Below are 26513 nucleotides of genomic sequence, written 5' to 3'. Positions count from 1 at the left end.
TCAAATATACACAATTTCGAGAGGGTGTAAAGCCAAACTTTATGCCCTGGCGGCTCGTTTTCTCAACCGCTCCATTAAATCCTCAAAACCATTTTGGGCAATGGTTCGCTGAAACTGTCGGTTGTAGGAAGCAGCCGTAGATACATCATCAATTTCCATATCAGTGATAAACCATTGCCCCTCTTCAAAACGAAGTTCATAATTTACCGGAGTACGTACATTTTCCAGTTGTGCCAGAGTCTCTACACGTGCCTGATTACCATCTACTTCAATAGAAGTATAGGTAACCTTGGCACGATAAATGTCAAGATTGTTTAGCGACTGATCCCGTACAATGGTAGAAAAAAGGTCGACAAACTCTTCCCGCTTTTCGGTAGCGATGGTATCGTATGTTTCGGCAAGAGCTTCCTGGGCCATGGCTTCAAAATCTATCACGCCATTAATAATCTCCTTAAGAGTAGCGCGTTGCTCATCGGTGTAGGTTGTACCCTCTGGTCCTACCAATTCCTTAATTTCTTCGTCACGTTCTTCCAGCATGCTTCGTACATCTTCCTCGGTTTGTTGCGCCACGGCAGTAATGCTTAAAACCGAGAATAGAATAGAAAAAATAAAAATGCTTTTTAAGTAATTCATGATATCTGTTCGTTATTTAATTACTAATCAGGGTAGTTAACGGAATACCCGATACTTTATTCAGTTTTGCCAACGAAGAATTAAATTCAAATATCCGTTCTTTCTGTTTGAGCTTAAGCTCCAGTTCTTTCTTCATAGCATCAATAAGGTCCTTTACTTCACCCATACCAAAATCATAGTCCAATTGTTCCTGTCGCACCCATCTTTTTGAAGTAACCAGAGCCTCGTCAGTTTGCTCTACTTTCACGGCTGCCACCGATGCTTGCCGGTAGGTATTATTTACTTCCAGCATGATACCATCTTCGGCTGCATCCTGTGCATAATCCGCTTTCTTAAGCTCAATACGGCTTCTTTCAAGATTTGCTTTTATAGAGAAAAAGTTCAGCTTTTGACGGATAGTAAATCCAGCTCCACCACTTAGTTTGTTGGTATTGTTGATGATGAATGGGTTAGACTGACGTGGGCGATTCGGAGTATGGGCAAAATTGAAAAACCCAGCCAAATACAGTCCCGGAAGATTCTGCTTTTTTAGGGATGAAATATAGGTTCGGGTTGCTTCTTCACCCACTTCCAGCGCTTTCAATTCCGGCCGGTTATTGAATGCGGCTTCTTGATAGAAGTCGATAGATTCAAGTTCCATTGAAATAGGATCCAAAAACCGAACTTCGGGTTCGTACACCGTACCCTCATCATCACGAAGCACATAATTCCAGGTTTCTCTTACGAAGCCCATATTTTCAAACACCTCGGCTTTCTGTATCTCAAATTCTGATTTATAAATCTCAAATTTGAATACATCCGACTCGTCCAGGCTCTCATTTCCTTCTTCCTGCATTTTGGTAATCTGCCGCTCAATCTGATCAATTTTTTCCTGAGCTTCATTCAGCAGACGTTCAATTTCAAGCGCCAGTACATAGCTGTAATACAGTTCAAACAAACGCATCTCATAGTTAGCCTGATCGGCATCGTATTTATAGCGAGCAGCTTCAGCTCCTAACTTAGCCGCATCAATCGCTTTATTGATGGCGCCCCAGGTAAAAATGGGCTGTACGGCAGACAGTTCAAACTTGGTATAGACTGCCCAATTCTCCCAGTTGTTCTCAAGGTTGGGATCCAGGTAATATTCGTTTTCAGACAAGTCATCACGATTACTTTCTACTCCGGGAACCAATCCATGCTGGGTATCAAAGCTTAAATTTGGAAGAATACGCTGAGCTTGAGCCAAATCAACTCTGTTTTCTGCCAACTCCACATCTTGTTTCTGAAGTTTTAGCTGGCCTGAACTTTGTTTGGCTTTACTCAAAAAAGCATCAAATGAAATCTGAAGGGTATCCTGTGCCACAACGGGCATGGATAACAAAGAAAAGGTTAGAAGGAAAAAGCTTAGAGTTCGTGCTGTCATAAGAAAAAGGTTTTGGGGCTTAAACGAATGCACGATCAGTTTATTTAAAGTATTTCGTAAAACATAAAAAGCCCCAAAAGGGGCTATTTATGTGTTCATTAGAACTAATGCGGAGAGCGAGGGATTCGAACCCCCGGAGACCGTGAAGCCTCAACGGTTTTCAAGACCGCCGCATTCGACCACTCTGCCAGCTCTCCATTAGTACAATCGTCAATAAAATCTTAATCTTCGCTAAGTGCCTGAGCTCCAGAAACAATCTCGGAAATCTCGGTAGTAATCGCACTTTGACGTGCCTGATTATATTCTAACCTCAATTCTTTTTCAAGATCTTTTGCGTTCTCAGTAGCACTATCCATCGCTGTCATTCGTGCGCCCTGTTCAGAAGCATTAGACTCTAAAACTGCACGCCATAATTGCATGTTTAAGTGCAACGGTAACAAGCGATTCAGAATAGCTTGCGAATCAGGCTCGTAAAGGTAATCAATAACTTGTTCTTTTGCATCCTCAGTTTCTGATTTTGCAATTTTTTCTGGATCGATTGGCAGAATCTTTTGAATGCGTCGTTTCTGAGCAATTACCGACTTAAATTCGTTGAAAGCTATATATACTTCATCAAACTTTTCATCGGAGAATTCCTTTATAATCGCATTCATAATGTCAGACGTAGAAGAATAGTCCAGATCATCAAAAAAGCCAGGGTGACTCTCAATCACCTTGTATTTACGTTTGGTAAAATGAGCCGTTGCTTTCTTACCAATGGTAATCATTGAAAGCGATTTGTCATCTAAGTGAGACTGAAACTCTTCATGTAAGCGCGATTCGACTTCCTTGAACAGGTTATTATTGAAACCACCACGTAAACCACGGTCAGAACCAACCACAACGAATAATACTTCATTAATTTCGTCGGGTTTCCGCATTACCGGATGGTCGGCTTTTGTACTTCCAGCTAACCGGCCCGCCACTTCCTCAATTTTAGCTGCATATGGACGAGTCTGAGTCATCCGGTCCTGCGCTTTCTTGAGCTTGGCAGCCGCAACCATTTTCATGGCTTTGGTTATCTGCTGGGTATTGTTAACCGATGATATCCGGTTTCGTATGTCGCGAAGGTTGGCCATCGATACCTAAAGGTTTTTAGTTGCTTACGTTAATCTGATCAATAACTGAATTGGCAATCTCGATAATCTTGTCACCAAAGGTGTCGTCAAGCTTTCCACTTTTTGCCAGGGCGCTCATCTCTTGCTCATACTTGAGGCCAAGAGTTTCAAGGAATTGATCCTCAAAATCACCGATTTGCTCAACATCAATATTATCCAGTAATCCTTCGTCATTCACTTTCAACAAAGCAATTTGCTGTTCTACGGGCAGCGGCTGGTATTCAGGCTGCTTAAGCAATTCTACAGTACGCTCTCCTTTTCGAAGCTGAGCCTGAGTAGATGCATCAAGATCAGAACCGAATTTGGCAAAAGCTTCAAGCTCACGATACTGAGCCAAGTCAAGCTTCAAAGTACCAGAAAGTTTCTTCATGGACTTAACCTGGGCCGAACCACCTACACGAGATACGGAAGTACCTACATCAATAGCGGGGCGAATACCCTGGTTAAACAAGTCAGTATCCAGGAAGATCTGACCATCGGTAATAGAAATTACGTTGGTTGGAATGTAGGCAGACACATCACCGGCCTGGGTTTCAATCACCGGAAGGGCTGTTAATGATCCACCACCTTTTACTTTAGGCTTAAGCTCTTCAGGGATGTTATTCATGGATTTTGCTACTTCATCATCTTCAATGATTTTAGCAGCACGCTCCAGCAAACGACTGTGCAAATAAAATACATCACCAGGATAAGCTTCACGGCCAGGAGGACGCTTCAGCAATAGCGAAAGCTCGCGATATGCTACGGCTTGTTTTGAAAGATCATCATAAATAACCAAAGCGTGTCGACCAGTGTCCCGGAAATACTCACCGATAGCAGCTCCGGCAAAAGGAGCAATGTAACGCATGGGAGCAGTTGAACTGGCTGGTGCAGCCACAATAGTAGTGTATTCCATGGCACCTTTCTCTTCCAGTACCTGGCGAATATTCGCAATGGTAGAACCTTTCTGTCCTACAGCCACATAAATACAGTACACAGGCTTGTCAGAATCCTGAGTAGCCTGCTGGTTGATAATGGTATCAACGGCAACAGAGGTTTTACCCGTCTGGCGGTCACCAATAATAAGCTCACGCTGACCACGGCCAATTGGAATTAATGAGTCAATGGATTTCAAACCGGTCTGGAGGGGTTCATCTACCGGCTGACGGTAAATTACACCAGGTGCTTTACGCTCAAGAGGCAGGCGAACAGTGTCGCCGCTGATTGCTCCTTTTCCATCAATTGGGTTCCCAAGAGGATCGATAACGCGGCCTAATAATCCGTCTCCTACGTTGATAGAAGAAATATCATTAGTACGTTTTACTGTATGGCCTTCCTCTACGGCGCTTGAAGCACCAAAAAGTACGATACCAACGTTGTCTTCCTCAAGGTTAAGTACCATACCGGTGACAGTCTCGCCGTTTTCATCTTTTGAATCCGGCAGCTCAACCAATTCACCTGCTTGTACTTTCGATAAGCCGTATACGCGGGCAATACCATCCCCTACTTCAAGTACGGTACCTACGTCGTAGGTATCAGCTTCATTGTCGAAACCTGATAACTGCTTGCGTAATATGGCTGAAACTTCGTCTGGTCTGACTTGACTCATTGTATCTTATGATTAAAATCTGATTTGTTTATTCCGTGGCTGTGCTAAGGAATGTATTTTCAAGCTGATCCAATTTATGCTTAACCGTGCCGTCCATCACTGTATCGTTGATTTTAACGGCCATTCCACCTTTTAACTCAGGTTGTACTTCCACTGTGAGGTTCACTTTCTTACCAGTGACCGACTCCAGCTTCTTTTGTACGCTATTGAGTTCTTTATCATCCAGTTTGTAGGCCACAAAAACCTTGGCAGAAATAATACCTGCAAACTCGTTGTACTTTTCTATAAAAGCCTCAACGATTTCAGCAAGGATATTTTGCCGGTTTTTTCGGGTGATAAGTAAAATGAACTTATGTACCATTTCACTCACTTCACCCTCAAAAATGGCTTCGAGTGCCTTCACTTTTTGATCCGGTTTAATAACCGGGCTCTTCAAAAACAGCTGCAGATCGCGTGAATCCTTGATTGTATTCTGAATAAATTCAACATCTTCAAGAGTACGCTCTACGGCGTCTTGCTCTTGAGCTAGCTGTAAAAGTGCGGTGGCATATCGGCGTGCCGCTTTGGATACCAGCATGAATTATGAGTTAATTTTTTTGAAGGTCGGATATAAAATTATCCACCAGCTTGTGATTCTTTTTCTCATCAAGCTCGGAATCAAGAATCTTGGAAGCAGATGCTACGGCAAGTTTTGCCACTTCGCTTCTAAGTTCCGTAAGAGCTTGTCTTTTTTCCTGTTCAATAGAGGTTCTGGCTTGGTCAATAATTTGCTCAGCTTCCTCTTTGGCTTTGTTAATTCGTTCCGTTCGGATCAACTCTGCTTCCTCAACTGCTTCTTTGCGAATTTGTTGAGCCTTGGTTTCCGCTTCACGAAGTGCTTTCTCATTGTCTTTTGAAATTTGTTCTGCACGAGCAATTGCTTTTTCGGCAGATTCCAAAGACTCTTTGATTTTATGCTCACGCTCTTCGAGCGCCTTCATGATCGGTGGAACACCAAATTTGGCCATAAGAAAGATAAATACCACCATAGTGATAGCTATCCAGATGGCAAATCCGGTATTAAAAGAGAGTAATCCTCCCCCGCCTGCTAAAAGTAGCATGGAGTGTATCACGAGATTAACCCAAGAAGATGATCAGTGCACAAATTACCGCACAGAAAAGGGCAACACCCTCGATGAATACGGAAGTAAGAAGCATCGCACCACGAATATCTCCGGAGGCTTCCGGCTGTCGCGCAATACTTTCGGTAGCGGCTTTACCAATCATTCCGATTCCAAGTCCTGCAGCAATCGCTACAATTCCTGCTCCTATACCAGCTGCTAAAAGTCCCATGTTTCTATCTTTTGATTTTTGTTAGTTATGGTTTTTTAAGTAGTTAGTTAAATAAAGTCGTTTATTCGGCTTCAGCCACATGTTCAACATGATAGCCTTCTTCATCGTGTTCGTGATCTTCGGCAGCCATTCCAATAAATACTGCTGTAAGAATAGTGAACACGTATGCCTGTAGTAAAGCCACAAAGGCTTTCAGAAAATAAATGGCGGCCGTTAATGGTACTGCCAGGAAACCAGCCATACCGTAACCACCTACAGGGCCGAAAAGGTCGGCGAAAATAAATATCAATCCAAGAATAGCGATAATCATCATTTTACCGGAAAGCATGTTGGCAAAAAGTCGAATCGCGAGCGCAAAAGGCTTAGTGAATAACCCTAATATCTCTACCGGCGTCAAAATAATGCGAGACCAGCCAGGTACTCCCGGGAACCAAAATACGTGTGCCCAGTGATCTTTGGTACCACTGAACTGAATTACGAAAAATGAAATAGCAGCAAGAGTAGCTGTCACCGTTAAGTCAGCAGTTGCTGTAGCCGCCCAGGGCAACAAACCAAACAAATTCATTAAGGCAATACTGGTAAATACAGCAAACAAATAGGGCACATAACGCTTGTATTTGTGATCCGGGATATTGTCTTTAGCTACGTGATCCCTGATGAATTCAAACAAGATCTCAAAAATATTTTGAAAAGCGCCCTTAGGCTCCGTTTCCTTACCCACACCCCTTTTATATTTACCTGCCACAATAAAGGTCACAATCATCACAATAATCACACTGAACCATACAAAGGCCAAGTGAGAAGTAATGGACATGTCAATAAGAATATGCCCACCGCCGGAAGGAACAATAGCTCCGCTTTCAGCTAATTCAAAAAGTTCAGACTGCTCGGCTTTTTTCGTACTGCCGTAAGCGTTGAGGTGAGTTTGACCGGAAGCATCTTCCCAATAGAAAATGCGCGGCAAATAAATTTTACCAAACGGAGTTTTTAGATAGTCGTGATCAAGCACAGTCCCCATTACATCAATAACGGGCTCTTCCTCCGCCCCACTAGGGTCGGCTGCCAAAGTATTTGGTGTGCTTACACTTAAAAATAATAAGGTTAAAAATAGTAGACGCAGGGTTTGAACCATTTCTTTTATCTGCCGCTGTTGTCAAGAATTTTATTTATAAAAATCACTTCCGTTACAGATTGGCAAAGATAGGAAATTATAAAACTAACTGTAAAGTAGATTTCGTCAATTTTTGTCAGTCCGATAAAAATTCCGAACAGAATCAGCACTAACACAAAGCGCAGCGCGGTTGACAAGAAAAATATTTTCATAAACTTCTTGTTATCCAGTCCGCTGAAGAAATCAAACACCCAGGCACTGCTTACTACAAAAATGCAGCTTAAAAGTACTCCGGAGACGACTGCCACCCCTTGCTGTTCACCTATCAGAAAAAACGTAGTAGAAAGTACCAGCAATAAAACCGACATTTTGAGCGTCCGTTTCATTACGGGAAACGTATCATTTGTCATCCTCTTCGTTTAATTTTTTTGCAATCCGTGCAATCATAAGTCCAAAATTAAGCATTCCTAATACTATACCTGTCAGCACCAGCCAGGGACTGGTACCAAAATAGTCATCTAACAAGTACCCTCCTACCACAGGTAAAGCCATGGATACGGCGATTTCCACCCCAAGGCTTACATACCGGCCGTATTTATCAGGCAGAAGGTTATTGAGCAATTAAGTCAGGATGAGGATTGTACTTTTTTGGTATCGCTGGCGTAGTCGGCATCACTATTGCGTGAGATCGATTTTATATCAGCACCCATTTTGCAAGAACCGTTTACTTTGGCGCCTTCTTCCACAATCAGTGTTTTGGTGAAGATATTTCCATCCACCACGGCAGAATCACGAAGGGTTAGTTTATTCGAAACCTTTACCTCCCCTTCAATTTTACCAGCAATATCTGCATCAGCCGAGGTAATGTTACCAACCACTTTTCCGCTGCCGGTAATAATGACTTTACCTTTAGAAATTGCCTCCCCGGTAATCGTTCCGGCTATGCGAATATCCGTTTGCGAGTTCAGGTCACCGTCAAGCTGGGTGCCTTCACTTATAATATTTACAGCTGGTGAGTTACCGCCGTTTGAATTAGGAGTACTGCTCTTACTCTTTGATCGTCTCGAATTCAGCATGCTTCTATTATTTAATTAAATATTTTTCAGGATTTTGAGGTACACCATTCTTCCATATTTCAAAATGCAAATGAGGGCCGGTACTTAGTACTCCGGTGTTTCCGGTTTCGCCAAGTATATCGCCTCGCAATGCCAGGTCGCCTTCCCTTTTGCTCACGGTTGCCAAGTGTTTGTAAGTGCTTACCAACCCGTCACTATGTTGTACCGAGATTATGTAACCATTATTAATGGTCCAACTGCTATTTATCACGGAACCATCTGCCACGTTTATAACGGGTTCCCTATCTTTTGTTGCAATATCCATTCCAAAATGATCCTGTCCCGGCAAATATCTTCTGGTTAACGTTCCTTTTACAGGATATCGAGCCGGAAAATCAGGAGTGGCTTTAAAGATATTAGAAAATATAATTTCGTTTTGAGAAAATTGCTCCAGGTTTTCCATTCGCTCTGAAGCCAATATATCTGGACTAGTAAAAGGAGCGTTCTCATCTCCCATACTCATGAAACGTTCGTCAGGAGTTAAGGTAGTATCTACACTAAAACGAATGATATTTTTCATTTCTTGTAGTTGCAAGTCCCTTTGTCGCAGCGAATCCTCCAGGGCCATGGTTCGGTTGGTAACCTCCAAAATCTGGGCTCTTATTTCAGCGTCATCATTGCTATAAAGTAAGCTTCCAATTGGAGTTAACATAAACAATAGAGCAACAATAACCGCAAAAACTCCTGAAATTCCCAATATCAGCCCAATTAAACCATTGGGATTTATTCTGTAGGAATTATCTTCGTCGGGCTTAGAATCATCCAGCAAAATTACGGTGATATCTCGCTGACGTTGCTCAAATAATTTTTTTAGCAGTTCAACCATAGCACACAAAGTTAAGCAAACCGATAAATATTATCGGGAATTAATTTGATCAAACATCCGGGTGAGTTCTCCTGTCAATTTTCTCCGGTTAAAAGACTGTATCACTTCCTCTGAAGGTTCCGGCCAGTCTCCATTCCGTTTGTGCTTCAAAATAACTTCCAACTGCTTTTTTATTTGCGAGATGTGGTAGGGGGCAGCGATAAAAGCATTACCGTAATTTAGCAACATATCGCGAGCGCTGCCTTTCGGCACCAAACCTAAAATAGGTTTACGTGCGGCAAAATATTCACTCGTTTTTCCTAATGAGATAATCTCTGCATTCTTTTTATGACCTACAATCAACCAAAGCACATCTGCCCTCAAGAGGTTACGCACTGCCGTGTCATGATCTACATATCCAAAATCCACCACCAGATCTTTTAGGTTAAGTTCATTGATCAATTTCCAGTGAGCATTTTCCAGCCGCCCTTGAAATTGAAGTTCAACACGTTCTTTGAGTGAAGGACTCTCCTTCAATAATTCAGCCCAGGCCCTCAGAAATGTATCCGGCCGGCTATCCGGATAAAAGGTGCCGCTGTATAAAAAGGTTAGTTTTTTGTTGGGGGGATATTGATCAGCTCCTAAACCCTTAAAATCTTCGGGGTCGTATCCATGGCCAATCACTTCTACCTCTTTTTGAGTACGCTCCTTTAAACTTTGGGCAATTCGCTCGTTTATGGTCAACAATCCATCAGCTTCAGATAAGGTTTCCGCTTCAAGCTGTCGCATACGGTTTTTGTGCCAGCGTGTAGGGTATTTGATGAGATGGCTTTCCAGCCAGTCATCCCGCAAATCCATGACCACCGGAAGCCCTGTTTTTTGCTTGATAGATTTAGCAAGCATCAAGTTGCTGTAAGGCGGAGCAGAGGAAAAAATCAGATCGATGTCTTGTTCCTCAATTATTTTCATAGCAGCCTCCAGGCCGGGTTCAATCCATTTCTTCTTGTTATCTGGCAAGAAAAAGAAGGAAGAAAACCAGCGCAGAATTTTCGCTATTGCCGGAGGAATACGAACCTGCTTCTGTTTTTGTCCGGTTTTATGAAAAGGCGTATCAACCGGCACGCGGAATACCTGGAGGTTGGCATTGTGCACCTCCTCCATCAGCGATTGGTCAAAGGTATGATAGGCCCCGGGTTCGGGACAAAGAATAATGGGGTCCCACCCAAAATCACGCAAATACTTAACAAATTTGAGAGGACGCTGCACACCACTTCCCCCCATCGGAGGGAAGTAATATACAATAACGAGTACGTTCTTCATGTCCGCCAAAACCGGTTAGGATACCGAGTAATTAGGCGCTTCTTTGGTAATCTGAACCGAATGCGGATGACTTTCTCTGTATGCTGCGGCCGAAATCTGAACAAATTCTGCACTTTTCATGTCATCAATGGTAGCAGCACCGGCATAGCCCATGGCTGCGCGTAATCCACCGGTCATTTGGTGCACTACTTCGCTGAGGTATCCTTTAAATGGCACGCGTCCTTCGATACCTTCAGGAACCAATTTATTAATATCATCTTCCACATCCTGGAAATAACGGTCTTTGGAACCTTTATTCATGGCACTTATGCTGCCCATGCCACGGTAGGATTTATATTTACGGGATTCATAGATGATGGTCTCTCCTGGACTCTCGTCTACACCGGCAAACATGGATCCCATCATAACAGCATCCGCACCACCCGCAATAGCCTTGGGGATATCGCCGGTTTGTTTGATACCTCCGTCGGCAATAAGCCCAACACCTTTTTCACGGGTAAATTCGGCCACTTCCATCACAGCGCTAAGCTGAGGTACACCAACACCGGTTACCACACGTGTTGTGCATATAGAACCAGGACCTACTCCAACTTTCACTACATCAGCTCCGGCTTCAACCAGGGCCTCAGCAGCCGACTTCGTAGCAATATTGCCGCCTATCACATTCAGGTCAGGATAAGTTTCTTTAATTTTTTTGATGGTTTCCAGTACGCCTTTGGAATGCCCGTGTGCGGTATCCACGGTGATAGCATCAACACCTGTAGCTACCAGCGCATCCACACGGTCCATGGTATCAGGCGTAACCCCTACCGCTGCGCCAACCCGCAATCGCCCCATATCATCTTTGCAGGCATTCGGGAAGTTCATTTTCTTTTCAATATCCTTGAAAGTGATCAGCCCTACCAGCTTATTATTATCGTTTACGATAGGTAGCTTTTCCACTTTGTAGTGTTGCAGAATTTTCTCGGCTTGCTGCAGGTTAGTTCCCTCTTTGGCCGTAACGAGATCTTCATGGGTCATGATCTCGCCCAGCTTCTTATTCATGGCCGACTCAAATCGCAGATCACGATTCGTTACAATACCAACCAAAATACCGGCTTTATCCACAATGGGGATTCCACCAATTTTTTGTTTTTTCATGAGCGCGCGTGCTTCACGAACTGTGGCATCTTCCTTGAGAGTTACCGGATCCACAATCATCCCGCTTTCACTGCGCTTCACCAGCCGAACATGCTCGGCCTGATCTTCAATGCTCATGTTTTTATGCAGCATCGCGATGCCGCCCTCACGAGCCAGTGCAATAGCCAGGCGGTATTCAGATACCGTATCCATGGCCGCACTTATGATGGGGACATTTAATTTGAGCGAAGGTGTGAGGTTAACAGTGGTGTCCACATTGCGTGGAAGTACTTGAGAATAGTTAGGAACCAAGAGAACGTCGTCGTACGTAAGGCCTTGGCGTGTAATGCGTTCGAAGGGATAAGAATTATTTGTGTTATGCATTAAGGCTAAAGTTTGGCTTGCAGTTTTTCAAAGATAAGTATATCTCTGTGGAACTTCTGCATTGAATAATATTTTTTCGTTGATTTACGTAGCCATCACAAAAAATAAAAAATGGCCTCTTCCAAAGCATTTTACAGTAAAGATGAAGGTCAGCAATTGTTCTCCAACTCCACCGAAAAAAGTAAATCCGCCAACATTTTCATTAAAGGTAAAGCCCATCATTAACTTTTAAACTCTAATACAGAACTACTGAAAAGCCTTCTTGTATGTTAATGAAGATATTGTAAGTTCAATACGAAATGAGACTAAACGTGTAAATTCTACAAGTTCTATGGCTGATTCCAAGTTTTTTTCAAAAAAGGAAATTGCGGAAATACTTTCCAAAGCCTCTGAGATTCAACTTTCTCAAGATAAAGCCACACCCCATGAACAAGGGGTATCGGAAGAAGAACTGTTCGAGATAGCTGAAGAAGTAGGCATTCCACCTCAAGCCTTGCGACAGGCCATCAGTAACTACATGCATACTTCGGAGCAATCTTTCAATTGGCTTCTGGGAAGCAGTGAACTGAAGTCAACCGTAGTTATTGATAATACCGTAACGGAATTACATTTAGACCAATTGTTCCCTGAACTCAATACGTTTACAGGCAAGAAAGGGGAAGTTGAGAAAGTAGGTAACGGCTATGACTGGGAACAGGTTGAGAACCGTCTCGAAAGTCTGCGGAGGATTACTGTTTTACCCGAAAAAGACCGCACCCGGATCATCCACCACGTCAACTGGGATGACCTTCGCTTTCCAGGACTTGGTTTGTCCGCCATCTTAGGGGCTATTTTTTTGATGATCTTGCTAAAAAGTATTGGCCTACCTAAATCAACCTTCATCCCCTTAACACCCTTAGGAGGGATTGCCGGTTATTTCAGTTTTATGGGTGTACTCAGATATTACTTTAGTAAGCAAAAGAAGAAGTTTAAAACGATTACACAGCTTATCATCGATACTCTAAGTAATCCCGTTCAACACCGGATTTTGCCAGACGAAACAGAAGAAGATCAGGAAGTAAATGAGGACATAAGTTCACGTAATAAAACAAAATCGTGAGCCCGCCTTAGTGTCGCTCCGTTACTTCCAGAAGTCCTTCCCATCTGATTTCATTAAGATTCAAAGAGATTTCACCTTAAGCGCTTTAACAGCTGTTTGAAGACTGCAAATACCATCCTGGTAGCAGCTAACCCAGTAATGAACTGATTCACGGCGTCGCTCTACATGAGGATCGCAGGAAGAAAACCGGCCTTTCAGCTCTTCCACCATAAATTTCACATCGTCACTGATCTCAATTTTGAGCTCATCTGGTAAACTGCCCCATCCCAGCAAATCGAAAGCTTGCTGCATCTCGGAATATTCTTCCCGCCCTTCTTGCTCAATACGCTTAAGAATAGGAACCGCAAAAAGTTGAGTGCTATTGTTTGTTTCTGGAGTAATTGAAAGTGCTTGATTTGTCATCGTAGTGTGTGTTTGTTTTTTGATTTACTCCAAGTTACACACACCGGGTGACATCATATTGTCACCCCTATTTAAATTAATTTCTGGAATTGTTTTATACCTATACAGCGTTTAAATGCACATTAGGAATGAAAAACCAGTTTATGTACATTTATTTATGTACAGAATTAACCAATGGTGTCATGAAAAAAGTACCTGTCAACCAAGTCAGAGAGCAATTAGCTAAATATCTCACCGAAGCTGAGCAAGGCGAAGAAGTGATCATTACCCGTCATAATAAACCCGTAGCTAAACTGGTGAACTATGAAGAGCCGGAAAAAAATCAAAAGAAGGGTAAAAATAAATTTCCGGATATGACGGAGTTTCGAAAGAAAATAAAAGTGAAAGGGAAACCCATGTCAGAATTTGTCGTGGATATGCGCAGAGAAGAACGATATTGATATGTATGTAGATACAAGTACGCTTTTTGCTTATTACATTGCGGAACAGAAAAGTGCCACTGTTGAAAGAATAATTGGCTCAACTGAGACTACCTATGTAAGCTCATTAACAGATGTTGAGTTTTATTCAGCTTTGAAAAAGCGTAATCGAATTGGCCAAATTTCTGTTGAAGATGTCCAGCTAACACATGAGATGTATAAGTTTCACCGATCTGAAAACCTATTCGAATACATAGAATTAGAAGACCTTGATTTCAAATCTGCAGAACTCTTGCTTAAAAATACTACGACACCACTCCGAACGCTTGATGCTATTCATCTTGGTATAGCAAAAAACCATCTACTAGCCTTGTTTACTTTTGATAACGTGTTGCTGAAAGCCGCCATTGAGTTAGATATCCAAACCGTAAACTATTCCGGATAAATACTTTTTTTGGCTGCCAGCAAGGTATTCTTCATCAACATGGCAACGGTCATGGGGCCTACTCCGCCTGGTACCGGTGTAATCCAGCTGGCTTTCTTTTTCACGGATTCAAAGTCTACGTCCCCTACAAGTTTATAGCCTTTTTCACGGGTTTCATCGGCCACACGGTTGATGCCTACATCAATCACCACAGCGCCTTCTTTAACCATTTCGGCTTTGATGAGGTGTGGCTGACCTGCAGCGGCAATCACGATATCGGCAGAGATGGTGTGTTGGGTTAAATCTTTGGTGTACTTGTGGCAGATGGTCGTAGTTGCTTTGCCTGCCGCATTTTCACGTGAAAGCATGATAGCCATGGGCGAACCCACAATGTTACTGGCTCCCACTACTACGGCGTGTTTGGCCTTGACCGGGATGCTGTAATGCTTAAATAATTCCATAATACCGGCCGGGGTACAGCTTTTGAAACAGGGTTGATCTACGGTAAGCCGCCCCACGTTCATTGGATGAAAGCCATCTACATCTTTGCGATGATCAATGCTTTCAATTACGTCATGAGAAGATAAATGTGAAGGCAGAGGAAGTTGCACTAAAATTCCATCCACAGAATCATCTTCATTATACCCTTGAATGATGGACTTGAGCTCCTTCGCCGAAATGGTATCCTGCAAAATTTCGGTATGGGTTTCTATGCCTACTTCTTCACAGGCACGTGTTTTTGCCCCAGTGTATACTTTAGATGCAGGATCATCCCCCACCAAAACCACCTGTAGAAAAGGCGCCCGATTGCCTTTGCTTTTCCAGTCTTCTACATCCTCCCGTACACGACTTCTTACTAATCCAGCTACTTTCTTCCCGTCAATTATTTCTGCGCTCATGGTATGTTTATCGTTCTATGTTATATTTTTTCATTTTGTTGTACATATGGCTGCGCTGTATGCCAATGGTTTCCGCAGTCTGAGAGATATTCCAGTCGTTTTTCTCCAGTTGTTTCACCAGAAAAAGACGTTCGGCCGTTTCCTTAAAATCCTGAAAGTCCTCGGTTTCGTCTGCAAGATTTCCCAAGTCTTCCGCCTTTAAGTCTCTGGATTTCAGTACGTTTTGCACGGTTTCTTCGGTGATCTCTTCCCCGGTGGCTAAAATACCAAGTCGTTCTACCGCATTTTGCAGCTCCCGCACATTACCGCTCCATTCTTTTTGTTGAAGAGCTTTGAGACCATCATTTGAAAATGAAATCGATGAAAAACTGATATCCCGCTCCTTCAAATTCTGCAAACATGCCTGAGCTATTAGTGGGATATCTTTCTGCCGTTCACGCAGCGGCGGTACTTCTATAGGAATCACGCTAATGCGATGAAATAAATCCTCCCGAAAATTACCCTCGCTAATTTCCTCTTCCAGGTCTTTATTGGTAGCAGCTAAAATGCGTACATCCACTTTGATAGATTCATTACCACCTACGCGTGTGATGATACTTTCCTGTAAAGCACGTAACACTTTGGCCTGTGCCTCCAGGCTCATATCTCCAATTTCATCCAGGAAGAGCGATCCCCCGTCGGCTTGTTCAAATTTACCGATGCGCTGCTCCGAGGCCCCGGTAAAGGCTCCTTTCTCGTGCCCAAATAGTTCGCTTTCCAGCAAATCTGAAGGGATGGCGGCGCAGTTAACCTCCACAAATGGTCCGGCACTGCGCGGACTTTTCTCATGGATCCATCTCGCTACCAACTCTTTGCCGGTTCCGTTTTCGCCGGTAATAAGTACCCTGGAATGCGTGGGTGCCACCTTTTCGATCATCGTCTTAATCTCTTCAATGGCTTTGCTCTCCCCGATAATCTCCTGAATCTTGGGCAGCTTCTTTTTAATCTGCTTGTATTCCTTTTGCAGGTTTTGCTGTGAGAGTGCATTGCGCACCGCAATGAGCAAGCGATTTAAATCCGGGGGTTTTTCCAGGAAATCATAAGCGCCCATCTTGGTCGCCTCTACCGCAATCTCAATGGTGCCATGGCCTGATATCATGATGACGGGAAATCCATATCCATCCTCACGAAGTTTCTCCAGGGTTTCCAAGCCGTCCATGCCCTGCATCTTGATGTCGAGAAACATCAGGTCTATGTCATTCTTTTCAATAAAATCCAGCGCTGCCTGTCCGCTCTCTACGGCAGAAACCAGGTAATCCTCAAATTCCAGGATTTCCTTAAGGGTATTACGGATTGATTTCTCATCATCCGTTACCAATATATGGGCTTTCTTTTCAGACATCTATAAACTGCGAATTTTAATTCTATGACATCACATTTAGAACTCAAAACTGATACTTCAGTACTTTTCATAAAGGTACATCAAAATTTCTTCGTGTACGGCATCGATAGGTCGAACTTTCTCGGAGATAAAACTATTGGTGGCCAGGCTAACTATCAGCTTTTTTCCGGATTTCGCTTCCATATACCCGCTCAGCGTTCGCACGCCTGTCACGAAACCGGATTTGCCCCTGAAATTCTGGTACAAAGGTGTTCCTTTCATCCGGTGAGCAAGCGTTCCGTCGATACCGGCAATCGACATGCTACTAAAGTAGCTGTCAAATTCCGGATGATCTTGCATGTTCTGCAGTAAGCCCGAAAGTATGGATGTTTGGTTAAAATTACCTGCAGCCATCCCGGAGCCGTCATTCATTTGAACATAGGTAGTATCAATCCCCAAGCCATCCAGAAAAACACGTACTAGCTTGATGCCATCTTCAAAAGTACCCGGTTGTGTGCCGCTCTGCGCTGAGAGTTTTTTAACCAACATTTCAGTATAAAAATTGTCGCTCTCTTTGTTCAGCCATTCAATGAGTTTTCCAAGAGGCTTAGAATGATGCTGAGCCAGCACCATCGACGTATCATAGGATGCTTCTGCCGGCAAAATCTCAATATCTCCTGTGACGGAGATACCATTCCGGAGCAAATATTTCTTAAAAGAATCCAGAAAAAATAGCGCCGGGTTGTTTACAGAAAGTGCTTCTTCCTCGTGATATCCTTGTGGAAGTGTGCTCCCCAGCACAATGGTATTACCGCCCATTTCACGCCGGTAGTATTCATCGTATTCGGTAGCCGGATGCGTGATCACCTGTTCATTTACAAAAGTGACGTAATCTGTATTTTCAGGAAACCATGAAATACGTGGAGTATCCCCAATATTTCCCTCCGCATACACATCCAGATCAACAGCGTTGTTATTAAACGATAAGGGACTCACCTGCACCCCGTAGTAAAACGACATATCGTACCAGTCCCACCCTTTTGGATAATATTGGGTATCGAACAGTGAAACATCAGCCAGTAAATCACCTTCTACTCTCTCAATTCCTTGATCTTGAAGCTGTTCAAGAAAGACTTCGAATACATGATATCGATCTCCGTCGTACAAGTCCCCGCTGATTGATGGATCGCCGCTGCCCTTAATGATCAAATCTCCCATCCAGGTGGCTCCCTGTTGGCTTCCATCTCCATAAATATTCGTAACAAACTTAAAATCCGATCCAAAATAATCGAGCAGAGCCGCAGAGGTTACCAGTTTTTGATTGGAAGCTGGAATTATGGCTTTTTTGGGGTGATAGCTTTCGAGAATTCCCCCGTTTTCATCCCGCACGGTCACCGACCAGAACGCCTCTTGATTAGGCGCTTTTTTTATGATGGATGATAAAGATTGTGCGCAAAGTGATTCCGCTGCAAAGACAAATAAGAACAGAAAAAGGATGCGGATTGCTTTGCTCATTTAGCTCACAAAGTATTTTTCCTCTTCTTCCCGGAAAGCTTCTAAAATTTCTTCGGTGGTGGTACAATTCAATATTTTTTCCCGGAACGAACCGCTGTTCATCAGTCTGGAAATGCGACTCAACAATTTAATATGCTGGCTGTTATTTGATTCCGGTCCTACCAGTAAGAACACTAATCGTACAGGCTCTTTATCAATAGAATCAAAATCGAGAGACTCTTTAAGCAGTGCAAAAACAGCAAGGTTCGTATCAACTGCTTTGGTTTTGGCATGCGGGATGGCTAATCCTTTGCCTACCCCGGTTGACATAATTTCTTCGCGTTCAAAAACGGCCTCCCTTACTTCTTCAAGGCTTTCCTCAGTCTCTATTTTATCTTTCAGGGAGTCTACTAAAGCATTGATAAGCTCTTTTTTTGAGCCCACTTCAAAATGGGGTAAAACCGTTGATTCATCTAACAGCGAAAATAAATTCATGCAAAAAATTCTATTCAACAAGTGAGTGGTTTAATATTTGTCGAATATAGGCACCTACACTGCAATCAATCAAAGAATAATTGAAGTGATTTTGTAAAGGTTTATATCACTTGGCAGGTTACCGAAGTAGCACACTCAAGCTGAAGCAGTTTCACCACTGCTGGTTGGCAATATATCTTCCAGTATCATGTACAAACAAGGGACTATTACCAGTATAATGGAAGTAGCAAATACAATCCCAAAACCTAACGATATAGCCATCGGTATCAAGTGAATAGCTTGACGTGATGTTTCCAGGATGATCGGCGTGAGTCCCCCGAAAGTGGTTAGGGTAGTAAGCAGTATGGGGCGGAAACGTCTTAATCCGGCTTCATGAATGGCATCATAAGCAGATTGGTCTTTTCGTTTCTTATTCGCATAGTCTATCATGATCAATGAATCATTGAGGACAACACCTGACAATGCAATTACCCCCATTAGACTTACGAGTGATAAATCATAGCCCAGAAAAATATGTCCTAACACCGCACCTACGATACCAAATGGAATAGCCCCCATCACAATCATGGGCTGCAGGTAACTGTTAAAGGCAACCGCCAGCAGTGCATAAATCACTAAAAGCGCCAGGAAAAATCCTCCCCAAAGTGCTTGCGTAGATTCTCTCATATCAGCCTGGCTGCCTTCAAAGCTCCAGGTCAGCCCCGGATATTCTTCTCTGAGTTCAGGGAGAACCTCCGTCTGGATAGCTTCCAACACCTGTCCCACAGCACTTGCGGGCTCACTATCCATACCTACAGAAACAATACGGCGGCCGTCTCTGCGATTGATGCTTGTAAAGGCTTCTCCCTCCTCCACTTCCACTACATCCATCAGTGGCACTTGTGTGCCTCCGGCTGTTTGTAATACAAAGTTTTCAAGGTGATATAGGTCATTACGCTCTTCTTCAGGTAATTTTACCCGTACTTCCACCTCATTGGTTCCCCTGAGCTGTCGTTTGGCCAGTGCTCCGTAAAAGGCATTGCGAACCTGCCAGCCTACTTCTGAAGAGGTAAATCCAAGTTTGCGACCTTCTGGTAGCAACTTAAAATCGTATTGGGTTTTACCTTTGTTATAGTTGTCATTTACATCGCGAGTGGCATCAAAGGCTTCCATCCGTTCCATAAAAGCCTGACTGGCCTCTTCCAGTACATTGATGTCGGCGTGGCTAAGATCCACACTAATATCCTGCTGGTAACCTGCGGGGCCTCGTTCTGCTTCAAAAGTGATTTGATCCACTCCTTCAATGTCTCCAATCTGATCCCGCCACAAAGCAATCAATTCTCTTGCCGTCATATCCCGTTCGTCAGGTGGACGCATCACAATTTCCACGTCAATAAAACTTTGCCCGCGTACATTGGTTTTAATTCCTTCGGCGACCTCAAATAAGTTGTTTGCTTCAAACAGCTCATAGGTGGCATCGGTGATATCCATTGCCACTTTAGCTGCTTGATCCGGTGTAGTACCCACCGGAAGACCCACACCGGCCTCAATTTCATCGGCGGCTTGCTCGGGCATCAATACCATTCCCATATGGTCGCTGTAGCCGTATCCACCTACAATCACTAATAATGCAATGGCTGTACTTAAGGTGATGTATCGATTGCGCAGGCACAAATCCAGAAAGGAGCGATACTTTGTGTTAATGAAATGATTCACCTTCTGGGCAAAACTCTTTTGAAACTTCTGCAACTTGCGACCAATTTTGAATGAGCTTTCCCCGCTACTGTGTGCAAGGTGGGCGGGCAAAATGAACAGAGCTTCAAAAAGGGATACCGCCAGCACGATAATGACCACAGCAGGTAACGGCCACCAATATTTACCGGTGGTTCCCGGCATAAACAGCAGTGGTACAAAAGCGATGATATTGGTGAGAATACTAAAGGTTACCGGCCGGCTCATATCCCGGGCTCCCTCAACGGCAGCCTCCAGGAAATTCATACCTTGCTGGCGATATTCGTAGATATTCTCCCCCACCACAATAGCATCATCAACAACAATACCCAATACGACCAGGAAACCAAACATGGATATCATGTTGATGCTGAGGTTGGCAAGTGGCAGGAATAGCAACGCGCCCACAAAAGAAATAGTCATCCCCATCATCACCCAGAAAGCGAGGCGGTATTCAAGGAACAGCGCCAGAATAAATAACACAATAAAAATGGCCATTACCCCATTTTCCATCAAAAGCGAAAGCCGCTCTTCGAAATCATCTGCTGCGTTGCTGTCAATCCGGTACTGTACGCCCTGCGGAAAACCAGTTTTGGATTCTTCTAAAACCCGTTCTACCGTTTCAGCGATGGTGAGCGGCGACTGATCACCGATTCTGTAGATGTTCAGGTCCACCGTGTTTTGGCGGTTGAACTGTCCGTGAAAACTGGTTTCTTCAAAGCCATCCGTAATTACGGCTAAATCACCTAACGTAACTGAACCACCATTCCGCGCTGAGATGATTTCGATAGAGGCAAATTCATCCGCCCACTGTTTGCGTTCCTGTACGCGAAGCATGATCTCGCCAGCATTGGTTTCTACGGCACCGGCAGGAATGTCCTCACTGGAAGCTTCAATAAGATTGGCAACTTCACCCAGTGTTAAACGATATTCGCGTAAGGTTCGGGCCGGGATTTCCACATGTGTCACATATTCCGGTACATTACCAATTTCTACCTGGGTAATGGAAGGCTGACTGAGCAACTGATCCCTGATCTGTTCAGCTAATTTTCGTAAGGTCCAGATATCGGCATCTCCATATAAACCAATGGTCATCACTTCCCGTTGGTTGGATTGAAGCCGGACCTCGGGTTCTTCAATATCATCCGGGAAAGTGGTGATGCGATTTACGGCCTGATCAATATCCTGGAAAGCCTGCATCCGCTCTGAACCTGACACCAGTTCAATAGAAACAGAGCCGAAACCTTCTTCTGCAGTCGATGTTATTTCTTTAATGCCCTGAACACCTCTGATGGCTTCCTCAACCGGGCGTAAAATACCTTGTTCAACCTCGGCCGGAGAAGCTCCCGGATATACTACACTCACCTCAACTACATCCAACAGATACTCTGGGAATACCTCTTTTTGAATGTTGAACATGGTCCAGATGCCACCGCCCAGCAGAATAATCATCAATAAATTGGCAGCGATGGGATTTTTAGCCATATAAGCTATTGGGCCACTAAATATCCCTTCGGATGTTTCTCCTTTTGATTCCGACTTGCTCATAGATCTTTTGTTAAGCATTTAATTCTTAATGACCGCAATTACTCTGTGGAGGCGGATGACTCGTTAGGTGCAGAAGCTTCCAGCCTTAAAGGGGCGCCCTCGCTTACGCTTGCCAGACTCGTAGTAACCACCTGCTCCCCTTCACTAAGCCCGTCAGTGATGTACGCATAGTTTTGGTCCTGAAAGCGTATATCGACCTCTCGTATTTCAAGCTGTTCGTTTTTCATCACCCATACTGTTTCACCTGATCGCAGGTAATCGCGGCTTAAGCGAACTACATTTTCCAGGGGAGTCGTCTCTATCTCGACCTCAACAAAAGATCCAATAATCATTCTGGGCTGGTTGGCATTCCCATCATCCTGGCTTAGTGGATCATCTACCGTAACCAATACCCGGGCCATTCGGGTTTCATCATCCAGTGAGCCCAACATACGGTATAGATTACCTTCTCTGTGAGTGCCTTCTTCCCAAGCCGTTCGATTGCGTATGCGTACACCTGAAGCTTGTTCAGCATTAGCATCTTCCCTGAAAGTCAGCCATTTAAGTTTGGAAAGAGGTACCGTGGCTTCCACCCAATAGGTATCCATCCCGGCTAACTGCCCTAATTGATCACCGGCACTTACCTGAGAGCCCACATTTACATTACGGGACAGGATGTGTGCATCAAAAGGCGCGCGGACCGTGGTACGATCTAAATCTAATTGAGCCCGACGCACCGCTGCTTTTGCTGATTCAACCTGTGACTGTGCAGTTTTAAGTTGTGGCTGACGTAGCACAAGGGCTTTATTTGCCTCAGAAAGAGTATTGCCATACAGTTCGTACTCACGCAAAGCTGCTTGCTGGCGACCTTGTTCCATTTCCAGATTGGCTTGTGCCTCGGTTAACTCACTTTGACGCTGGCTCAAAGCTGTAGCGTAGTCTGTGGAGTCTATTTGGATCAGCATATCCCCTTTTTCAACAAAACCGCCCGGGGAGAATTTGGAGGAACGGGCCATAACTTCCCCGCTTACCCTCGGGCTAAGCATTATTTCCTGTTCAGGTACTACCTCTCCCGTAGCCGTAATAACCGGCACAAAATCCCCAGATTGGGCTTCCATTACCTCCACCAGCATGGGGGTTTCTTTAGTGGCAGCCGACTGCTGAGCGGTGGGTTCAGTTGAAAAAATGAGTACGGATATCAAAACACCGGCCACCAAAATTCCGAACGAGAAAAGAGCGGTTTTTTTAGGATTCATACGTCCACAGTATTGTAATTTGCGATTGAAAAGGACAAAATTTTGCTGATGATGTGCGAGCAGGATTTCAGCATAATGTCCCAAATACAACTATTACAACTTGCATCTGTGGATTAGCGTTCAAATGAAGTTACCTGACGGACTTTAGCTTATCAGGTTGATCTAAGAAAAGAGAAAAGTACAGCACCGGCTGTCGGGGAAACAACAAAGGTGCTGTTAGCTAAACTTTATTACTGGAGCTCTTCGGAATAAGCAGAAGTTCCTGAGAAAGCAGCCCAGTCACCGGAACCTTCCTCAAAATGGTTTTTTAGTATCTCAGTAAATCCGGCTTTGGATAATGAAATCTGAACAAATGCCCTGAAATGCTGATCAGTAGTCCATACATCAATCTTATCCTCTTCGGCTGCTGTATCCACCGCATCTACCGCTTCATTGAGCATCAGGATATAACTGGTTGAGGCCGCCTGGCTGTTGCCATTTTCTTCCAGCTCTGATCGTACTTCTTCTACCGCATCCGAGATATGAGATTCGAGTTGGGTACGAGCTGTTCTCTGCGCATTACGGATAGCTCTTAATGAATCAGCTGCTACAGCGGTGGAATAGACATGAAAAGAAAGAGAATCTGATTGAACCCCGTTGCTATTAAACCAGGCCGGATATTTGGCGGGAACCGTTGTTTCCAGCTCTTGCTCACTTACAGTAGTCTCGGAGGCGGAACAAGCAGTGAATAAAAGAGCGAGAGAAACACACAAATAAACAAAAAATCGGGGCATGTAATTAATTCTTAAGTTCGATGTAACCTTTTGCCTGTTCATCATTTACGACTTCCAGGATGATCGAACCATTATCATTAAGATTGCGGCGCATAAGTTCTTCCAAACTTGTGAGATCTTCAACTTTTTCTTTGCCGGCTTCTAAAATCTGCTGTCCTTCGCGAAGTCCCCGGTTCCAGGCTTCAGAATATTTATATACGTGATCAACATACAAATCGAATTTAGCCGGATCTTCAGGGGTGGCCATTGCTTTTACGCGAAAACCATTTTCAAACTCACGGTATAAAATACCTGTGTTGTCGCCTTCTGGGATTTCAGGTGGGATAATTGACTCTTCGTTTGAGGAGATTTCGGGCACAGGTTCCCGTTCCATTTCTTTCAGTGGAACTTCTATATCCAGCTCCTTCCCATCTCTCCAGATTGTAAGGTTTACCCTCTGCCCGGGACTTAAGACGGCTATTTGCTGCTGTAGCTGGTTTGCTTCATTTACGGCCACAGCGTTCACTTCCAGCACTACATCACCGGATTCAATCCCTGCCTCAGCAGCCGCTCCATCCCGTGCAGCGGTAATAATTTCAACGCCTCGTACCGTATCCATTCCTTTTTCCACGGCACGTGTGTAATCCACCCCGGCAATACTAACTCCAAGCAGCGGGCGGCGAACTTCACCAAATTCTATGATATCGCGGGCTACTTTTAAAGCAAGATTACTGGGCACCGCAAAACCATATCCCTGGTAGGATCCGGTTTGAGAAGCAATAGCGGTGTTTACCCCCACCAACTGTCCGCTGGTGTTTACCAGGGCGCCTCCACTATTACCCCTGTTTATTGCCGCATCGGTTTGAATAAAACTTTCAATGCGCATGCGGTCGTCAATGATTTGTACATCCCGGCTTAAGGCACTTACGATGCCAGCCGTTACGGTTGAACGCAATCTGAAAGGATTACCGATGGCTAACACCCACTCCCCAACTTCTACATTTTCAGAATCTCCAACCGTAATATTGGGCAACTCGGTACCGGGGATCTTGATTACGGCCAGATCGGTGCTGGTGTCGTAGCCTACCACTTTGGCGTAATATTCTCGTTTGTCACTGAGTACCACCCGCAGACCTTTATCAACTGCATTTTCTATTACATGGTGATTGGTGAGAATATATCCATCTGAAGTAATCAGTATTCCAGAACCCACCGTACGGGCCCTACGCGGAACCAGCCGGTCCCAGAGTCCTTCTTCTGGATCTTCTTCCTCAAATTCATGCCGCTCATCTTCCGGCATGCCTTCATCAACCGGAATGATTGCCTCAATGTAGACAACCGTTGGGGTCACTTCTTCTGCAATTTTCTTAAATAAAAAGCGGGCATCAGCACTTTCCAGATCTTCTTCAGAAATAAACGGTTCACTGCTTCGGTTGATCTCGGTAGTTCTGACCTCCGCCAATGGCGCCAGCTCTTCATTCATGGTGTAGAGGGCAATGATGGTACCTCCGGTTATCCCAATCATCACCAACAAAATGGCGGTCAATACTAAATCTTTACGTTTCATCATAGCTATAATAACATCTGTTCAAAAATGGAGTCCGACCTTCGCTCTCGGTACCCTTCAATATGATATTTAAAATATACATCTAAATGGTGAACAAGTTGTTTGAGCTCAGCATTCTCTAATTTTATGCCCAGCACTTTTCTACTCTTGCTGTGTAGGGCCATTATCACAAAAATTCCCTGCGCTTCACTCAGTTTATAAGACAATTCATCTTCCGCTTGTTCCGAGATGTTGCCGCTGCTAACGTTCAAATACACCGTATTCTTATAATCTTCAAGCATACTGTATAATCCTATCCCGATCAATTCTGCCAAACGTAACTGCACATAGGCAAACACGCTACCCGGAATTTCATCGGCCTCAGCCAGCCATTTTATAACCTGATAAGAAAATGCATAAACGGGCTCATTTACCTCATTATCATGCACTAGCTGGGCCACCAATTCCAGGGTTGCGTATAATACAGCCGCCCGTTCAAAATCTCTCCTGAAGATATCCGTACTAAATTGTTTCGACGCTTCCGTGAGGGTTTGCACTCCGCGTGAGGCTTTATAGTAATACACCACATCCAGCACCGAACCGGGCTCTATGATACCGGAAAGTGTGCTTTTTGGTTTTTTTGCACCACGGGCCATAAGTGCAATTTTGCCATGCTCTTCGGATAGAACCGTCAAAATTTTGGAAGACTCCTGGTAGTCGATACTGCGGAGTATTATGGCCTGGGTGTGCGTAATCATGTATGTAACATAGCCCGCAAGCTTATTAAATGAAACTGAAAAAAATTAATCTCTCGGAATTATAACCAAGTGCCAATTTCATTTAACTAAATTAACATGCATTGAAAGTGCAGAGGTTTGGATAGAGACTGAAAGTCACGCTTTTTCTCCACCATCCCGGTCATCCATCCCGAATTACTCGGGACGATGGACCTTGCATTTTGCGGAGCTACTTGGGCTAATTTCCTGTACAGCATTTTCAGTGCTTCCGCCACTTTACCCTATGGATAGTTGGTAATCATTTTGTGGCTAAGGTTCTTCACTTTCGTTCTGAATGAACTGTGCTTAAAGTCAAGCGGCCATCGCTTTTTCTTTGTCAAAGCCCTCTCCGCTTTTTCCAACGGCAAATGCCTGACGAAGTAGTTTA

Annotated in this window: 27 protein-coding genes and 1 tRNA gene; 3 read left to right on the top strand and 25 right to left on the bottom strand. The window is 44.1% G+C overall.

The genetic code is table 11. The features are described 5' to 3' along the window. Nucleotides 1-39: 39 nt before the first annotated feature. From FN815_RS00140 to guaB, 15 genes are all read right to left on the bottom strand, one after another. Nucleotides 40-633: an MlaC/ttg2D family ABC transporter substrate-binding protein gene (locus FN815_RS00140; protein ID WP_142452567.1), complete on the bottom strand. Its 594-nt coding sequence runs from the start codon at nt 631-633 to the stop codon at nt 40-42. 16 nt (nt 634-649) lie between these two features. Then, nucleotides 650-2035 (bottom strand): TolC family protein, encoded by a 1386-nt coding sequence (locus FN815_RS00135; RefSeq protein WP_142452566.1) that lies wholly within the window; start codon nt 2033-2035, stop codon nt 650-652. A 110-nt stretch (nt 2036-2145) separates the two neighbouring features. Further along, nucleotides 2146-2232, bottom strand: a tRNA-Ser gene (locus tag FN815_RS00130). 24 nt (nt 2233-2256) lie between these two features. After that, nucleotides 2257-3153 (bottom strand): ATP synthase F1 subunit gamma, encoded by an 897-nt coding sequence (atpG, locus tag FN815_RS00125; RefSeq protein WP_142452565.1) that lies wholly within the window; start codon nt 3151-3153, stop codon nt 2257-2259. A gap of 16 nt (nt 3154-3169) precedes the next feature. Next, nucleotides 3170-4780 carry a F0F1 ATP synthase subunit alpha gene (gene atpA, locus FN815_RS00120; RefSeq protein ID WP_142452564.1) on the bottom strand — a complete coding sequence of 537 codons (1611 nt, stop codon included), beginning with the start codon at nt 4778-4780 and terminating at the stop codon, nt 3170-3172. 28 nt (nt 4781-4808) lie between these two features. Beyond that, entirely contained in the window at nt 4809-5357 is a 549-nt protein-coding gene (atpH, locus tag FN815_RS00115; RefSeq protein WP_142452563.1) for an ATP synthase F1 subunit delta, read from the bottom strand. 10 nt (nt 5358-5367) lie between these two features. Next, a complete protein-coding gene (gene atpF, locus FN815_RS00110) occupies nt 5368-5880 on the bottom strand; it encodes a F0F1 ATP synthase subunit B (RefSeq protein ID WP_142452562.1) in 513 nt (170 codons plus the stop codon). 16 nt (nt 5881-5896) lie between these two features. Continuing rightward, the gene (locus FN815_RS00105; protein ID WP_142452561.1) at nt 5897-6112 is read right to left on the bottom strand and encodes an ATP synthase F0 subunit C; all 216 of its coding nucleotides are present in this window, start codon (nt 6110-6112) and stop codon (nt 5897-5899) included. 61 nt (nt 6113-6173) lie between these two features. After that, on the bottom strand, nt 6174-7178 hold the full coding sequence (gene atpB, locus FN815_RS00100) for a F0F1 ATP synthase subunit A (protein ID WP_246075078.1): 1005 nt from the start codon (nt 7176-7178) through the stop codon (nt 6174-6176). A 71-nt stretch (nt 7179-7249) separates the two neighbouring features. Next, nucleotides 7250-7633, bottom strand: a complete 384-nt coding sequence (locus FN815_RS00095; protein ID WP_221930201.1) for a hypothetical protein — start codon at nt 7631-7633, stop codon at nt 7250-7252. Then, on the bottom strand, nt 7623-7844 hold the full coding sequence (locus FN815_RS00090; protein WP_142452558.1) for an AtpZ/AtpI family protein: 222 nt from the start codon (nt 7842-7844) through the stop codon (nt 7623-7625). Before FN815_RS00090 ends, FN815_RS00095 begins: the two co-directional genes overlap by 11 nt. Before the next feature lie 5 nt (nt 7845-7849). Next, entirely contained in the window at nt 7850-8299 is a 450-nt protein-coding gene (locus tag FN815_RS00085; RefSeq protein WP_142452557.1) for a bactofilin family protein, read from the bottom strand. Between the two features lie 7 nt (nt 8300-8306). After that, on the bottom strand, nt 8307-9164 hold the full coding sequence (locus FN815_RS00080) for a M23 family metallopeptidase (protein ID WP_142452556.1): 858 nt from the start codon (nt 9162-9164) through the stop codon (nt 8307-8309). 30 nt (nt 9165-9194) lie between these two features. Continuing rightward, the gene (locus tag FN815_RS00075) at nt 9195-10463 is read right to left on the bottom strand and encodes a glycosyltransferase (protein ID WP_142452555.1); all 1269 of its coding nucleotides are present in this window, start codon (nt 10461-10463) and stop codon (nt 9195-9197) included. A 15-nt stretch (nt 10464-10478) separates the two neighbouring features. After that, nucleotides 10479-11966: an IMP dehydrogenase gene (guaB, locus tag FN815_RS00070; protein WP_142452554.1), complete on the bottom strand. Its 1488-nt coding sequence runs from the start codon at nt 11964-11966 to the stop codon at nt 10479-10481. Nucleotides 11967-12297: 331 nt separating this feature from the next. Here guaB and FN815_RS00065 point away from each other — a divergent pair, with 331 nt between their 5' ends. After that, a complete protein-coding gene (locus FN815_RS00065) occupies nt 12298-13065 on the top strand; it encodes a hypothetical protein (protein WP_142452553.1) in 768 nt (255 codons plus the stop codon). Between the two features lie 60 nt (nt 13066-13125). On the opposite strand, the gene FN815_RS00060 is transcribed toward FN815_RS00065, so the two are convergent. Further along, entirely contained in the window at nt 13126-13467 is a 342-nt protein-coding gene (locus tag FN815_RS00060; RefSeq protein WP_142452552.1) for a hypothetical protein, read from the bottom strand. Between the two features lie 182 nt (nt 13468-13649). Between FN815_RS00060 and FN815_RS00055 the strand changes: the two genes are divergently transcribed. Further along, nucleotides 13650-13907 carry a type II toxin-antitoxin system Phd/YefM family antitoxin gene (locus FN815_RS00055; RefSeq protein WP_185957114.1) on the top strand — a complete coding sequence of 86 codons (258 nt, stop codon included), beginning with the start codon at nt 13650-13652 and terminating at the stop codon, nt 13905-13907. A gap of 1 nt (nt 13908) precedes the next feature. Next, nucleotides 13909-14331 (top strand): type II toxin-antitoxin system VapC family toxin, encoded by a 423-nt coding sequence (locus FN815_RS00050; protein WP_142452550.1) that lies wholly within the window; start codon nt 13909-13911, stop codon nt 14329-14331. Here the strand turns inward: FN815_RS00050 and folD are convergent. From folD to recO, 9 genes are all read right to left on the bottom strand, one after another. Then, a complete protein-coding gene (folD, locus tag FN815_RS00045; protein WP_142452549.1) occupies nt 14319-15209 on the bottom strand; it encodes a bifunctional methylenetetrahydrofolate dehydrogenase/methenyltetrahydrofolate cyclohydrolase FolD in 891 nt (296 codons plus the stop codon). The genes FN815_RS00050 and folD overlap by 13 nt on opposite strands. Nucleotides 15210-15216: 7 nt before the next feature. Then, a complete protein-coding gene (locus FN815_RS00040) occupies nt 15217-16590 on the bottom strand; it encodes a sigma-54-dependent transcriptional regulator (protein ID WP_142452548.1) in 1374 nt (457 codons plus the stop codon). Nucleotides 16591-16647: 57 nt separating this feature from the next. Continuing rightward, nucleotides 16648-18084 carry a D-alanyl-D-alanine carboxypeptidase/D-alanyl-D-alanine endopeptidase gene (gene dacB / locus FN815_RS00035; RefSeq protein WP_142452547.1) on the bottom strand — a complete coding sequence of 479 codons (1437 nt, stop codon included), beginning with the start codon at nt 18082-18084 and terminating at the stop codon, nt 16648-16650. Continuing rightward, nucleotides 18085-18558: a PTS sugar transporter subunit IIA gene (locus FN815_RS00030; protein ID WP_142452546.1), complete on the bottom strand. Its 474-nt coding sequence runs from the start codon at nt 18556-18558 to the stop codon at nt 18085-18087. A 135-nt stretch (nt 18559-18693) separates the two neighbouring features. Beyond that, nucleotides 18694-21816, bottom strand: a complete 3123-nt coding sequence (locus FN815_RS00025) for an efflux RND transporter permease subunit (RefSeq protein ID WP_142452545.1) — start codon at nt 21814-21816, stop codon at nt 18694-18696. Nucleotides 21817-21854: 38 nt separating this feature from the next. After that, on the bottom strand, nt 21855-23051 hold the full coding sequence (locus FN815_RS00020) for an efflux RND transporter periplasmic adaptor subunit (RefSeq protein WP_142452544.1): 1197 nt from the start codon (nt 23049-23051) through the stop codon (nt 21855-21857). Between the two features lie 230 nt (nt 23052-23281). Beyond that, nucleotides 23282-23824, bottom strand: coding sequence for a hypothetical protein (locus FN815_RS00015; protein ID WP_142452543.1), 543 nt, complete (start codon nt 23822-23824; stop codon nt 23282-23284). Nucleotides 23825-23828: 4 nt separating this feature from the next. Next, nucleotides 23829-25373: a S1C family serine protease gene (locus FN815_RS00010; protein ID WP_246075076.1), complete on the bottom strand. Its 1545-nt coding sequence runs from the start codon at nt 25371-25373 to the stop codon at nt 23829-23831. 2 nt (nt 25374-25375) lie between these two features. Further along, on the bottom strand, nt 25376-26107 hold the full coding sequence (gene recO / locus FN815_RS00005; RefSeq protein ID WP_142452542.1) for a DNA repair protein RecO: 732 nt from the start codon (nt 26105-26107) through the stop codon (nt 25376-25378). Nucleotides 26108-26513 lie beyond the last annotated feature (406 nt).

The organism is Gracilimonas mengyeensis (genome assembly GCF_900182705.1).
In the GTDB taxonomy this organism is placed as follows: Bacteria; Bacteroidota; Rhodothermia; order Balneolales; family Balneolaceae; genus Gracilimonas; species Gracilimonas mengyeensis.
This window is presented reverse-complemented; position numbering and strand designations above follow the sequence as displayed.

Coding starts and splice junctions, on each gene's coding strand:
- FN815_RS00140 (WP_142452567.1), bottom strand. CDS start 633: ATGAATTACTTAAAAAGCATTTTTATTTTTTCTATTCTATTCTCGGTT.
- FN815_RS00135 (WP_142452566.1), bottom strand. CDS start 2,035: ATGACAGCACGAACTCTAAGCTTTTTCCTTCTAACCTTTTCTTTGTTA.
- atpG (WP_142452565.1), bottom strand. CDS start 3,153: ATGGCCAACCTTCGCGACATACGAAACCGGATATCATCGGTTAACAAT.
- atpA (WP_142452564.1), bottom strand. CDS start 4,780: ATGAGTCAAGTCAGACCAGACGAAGTTTCAGCCATATTACGCAAGCAG.
- atpH (WP_142452563.1), bottom strand. CDS start 5,357: ATGCTGGTATCCAAAGCGGCACGCCGATATGCCACCGCACTTTTACAG.
- atpF (WP_142452562.1), bottom strand. CDS start 5,880: ATGCTACTTTTAGCAGGCGGGGGAGGATTACTCTCTTTTAATACCGGA.
- FN815_RS00105 (WP_142452561.1), bottom strand. CDS start 6,112: ATGGGACTTTTAGCAGCTGGTATAGGAGCAGGAATTGTAGCGATTGCT.
- FN815_RS00095 (WP_221930201.1), bottom strand. CDS start 7,633: ATGACAAATGATACGTTTCCCGTAATGAAACGGACGCTCAAAATGTCG.
- FN815_RS00085 (WP_142452557.1), bottom strand. CDS start 8,299: ATGCTGAATTCGAGACGATCAAAGAGTAAGAGCAGTACTCCTAATTCA.
- FN815_RS00080 (WP_142452556.1), bottom strand. CDS start 9,164: ATGGTTGAACTGCTAAAAAAATTATTTGAGCAACGTCAGCGAGATATC.
- FN815_RS00075 (WP_142452555.1), bottom strand. CDS start 10,463: ATGAAGAACGTACTCGTTATTGTATATTACTTCCCTCCGATGGGGGGA.
- guaB (WP_142452554.1), bottom strand. CDS start 11,966: ATGCATAACACAAATAATTCTTATCCCTTCGAACGCATTACACGCCAA.
- FN815_RS00065 (WP_142452553.1), top strand. CDS start 12,298: ATGGCTGATTCCAAGTTTTTTTCAAAAAAGGAAATTGCGGAAATACTT.
- FN815_RS00060 (WP_142452552.1), bottom strand. CDS start 13,467: ATGACAAATCAAGCACTTTCAATTACTCCAGAAACAAACAATAGCACT.
- FN815_RS00055 (WP_185957114.1), top strand. CDS start 13,650: ATGAAAAAAGTACCTGTCAACCAAGTCAGAGAGCAATTAGCTAAATAT.
- FN815_RS00050 (WP_142452550.1), top strand. CDS start 13,909: ATGTATGTAGATACAAGTACGCTTTTTGCTTATTACATTGCGGAACAG.
- folD (WP_142452549.1), bottom strand. CDS start 15,209: ATGAGCGCAGAAATAATTGACGGGAAGAAAGTAGCTGGATTAGTAAGA.
- FN815_RS00040 (WP_142452548.1), bottom strand. CDS start 16,590: ATGTCTGAAAAGAAAGCCCATATATTGGTAACGGATGATGAGAAATCA.
- dacB (WP_142452547.1), bottom strand. CDS start 18,084: ATGAGCAAAGCAATCCGCATCCTTTTTCTGTTCTTATTTGTCTTTGCA.
- FN815_RS00030 (WP_142452546.1), bottom strand. CDS start 18,558: ATGAATTTATTTTCGCTGTTAGATGAATCAACGGTTTTACCCCATTTT.
- FN815_RS00025 (WP_142452545.1), bottom strand. CDS start 21,816: ATGAGCAAGTCGGAATCAAAAGGAGAAACATCCGAAGGGATATTTAGT.
- FN815_RS00020 (WP_142452544.1), bottom strand. CDS start 23,051: ATGAATCCTAAAAAAACCGCTCTTTTCTCGTTCGGAATTTTGGTGGCC.
- FN815_RS00015 (WP_142452543.1), bottom strand. CDS start 23,824: ATGCCCCGATTTTTTGTTTATTTGTGTGTTTCTCTCGCTCTTTTATTC.
- FN815_RS00010 (WP_246075076.1), bottom strand. CDS start 25,373: ATGATGAAACGTAAAGATTTAGTATTGACCGCCATTTTGTTGGTGATG.
- recO (WP_142452542.1), bottom strand. CDS start 26,107: ATGATTACGCACACCCAGGCCATAATACTCCGCAGTATCGACTACCAG.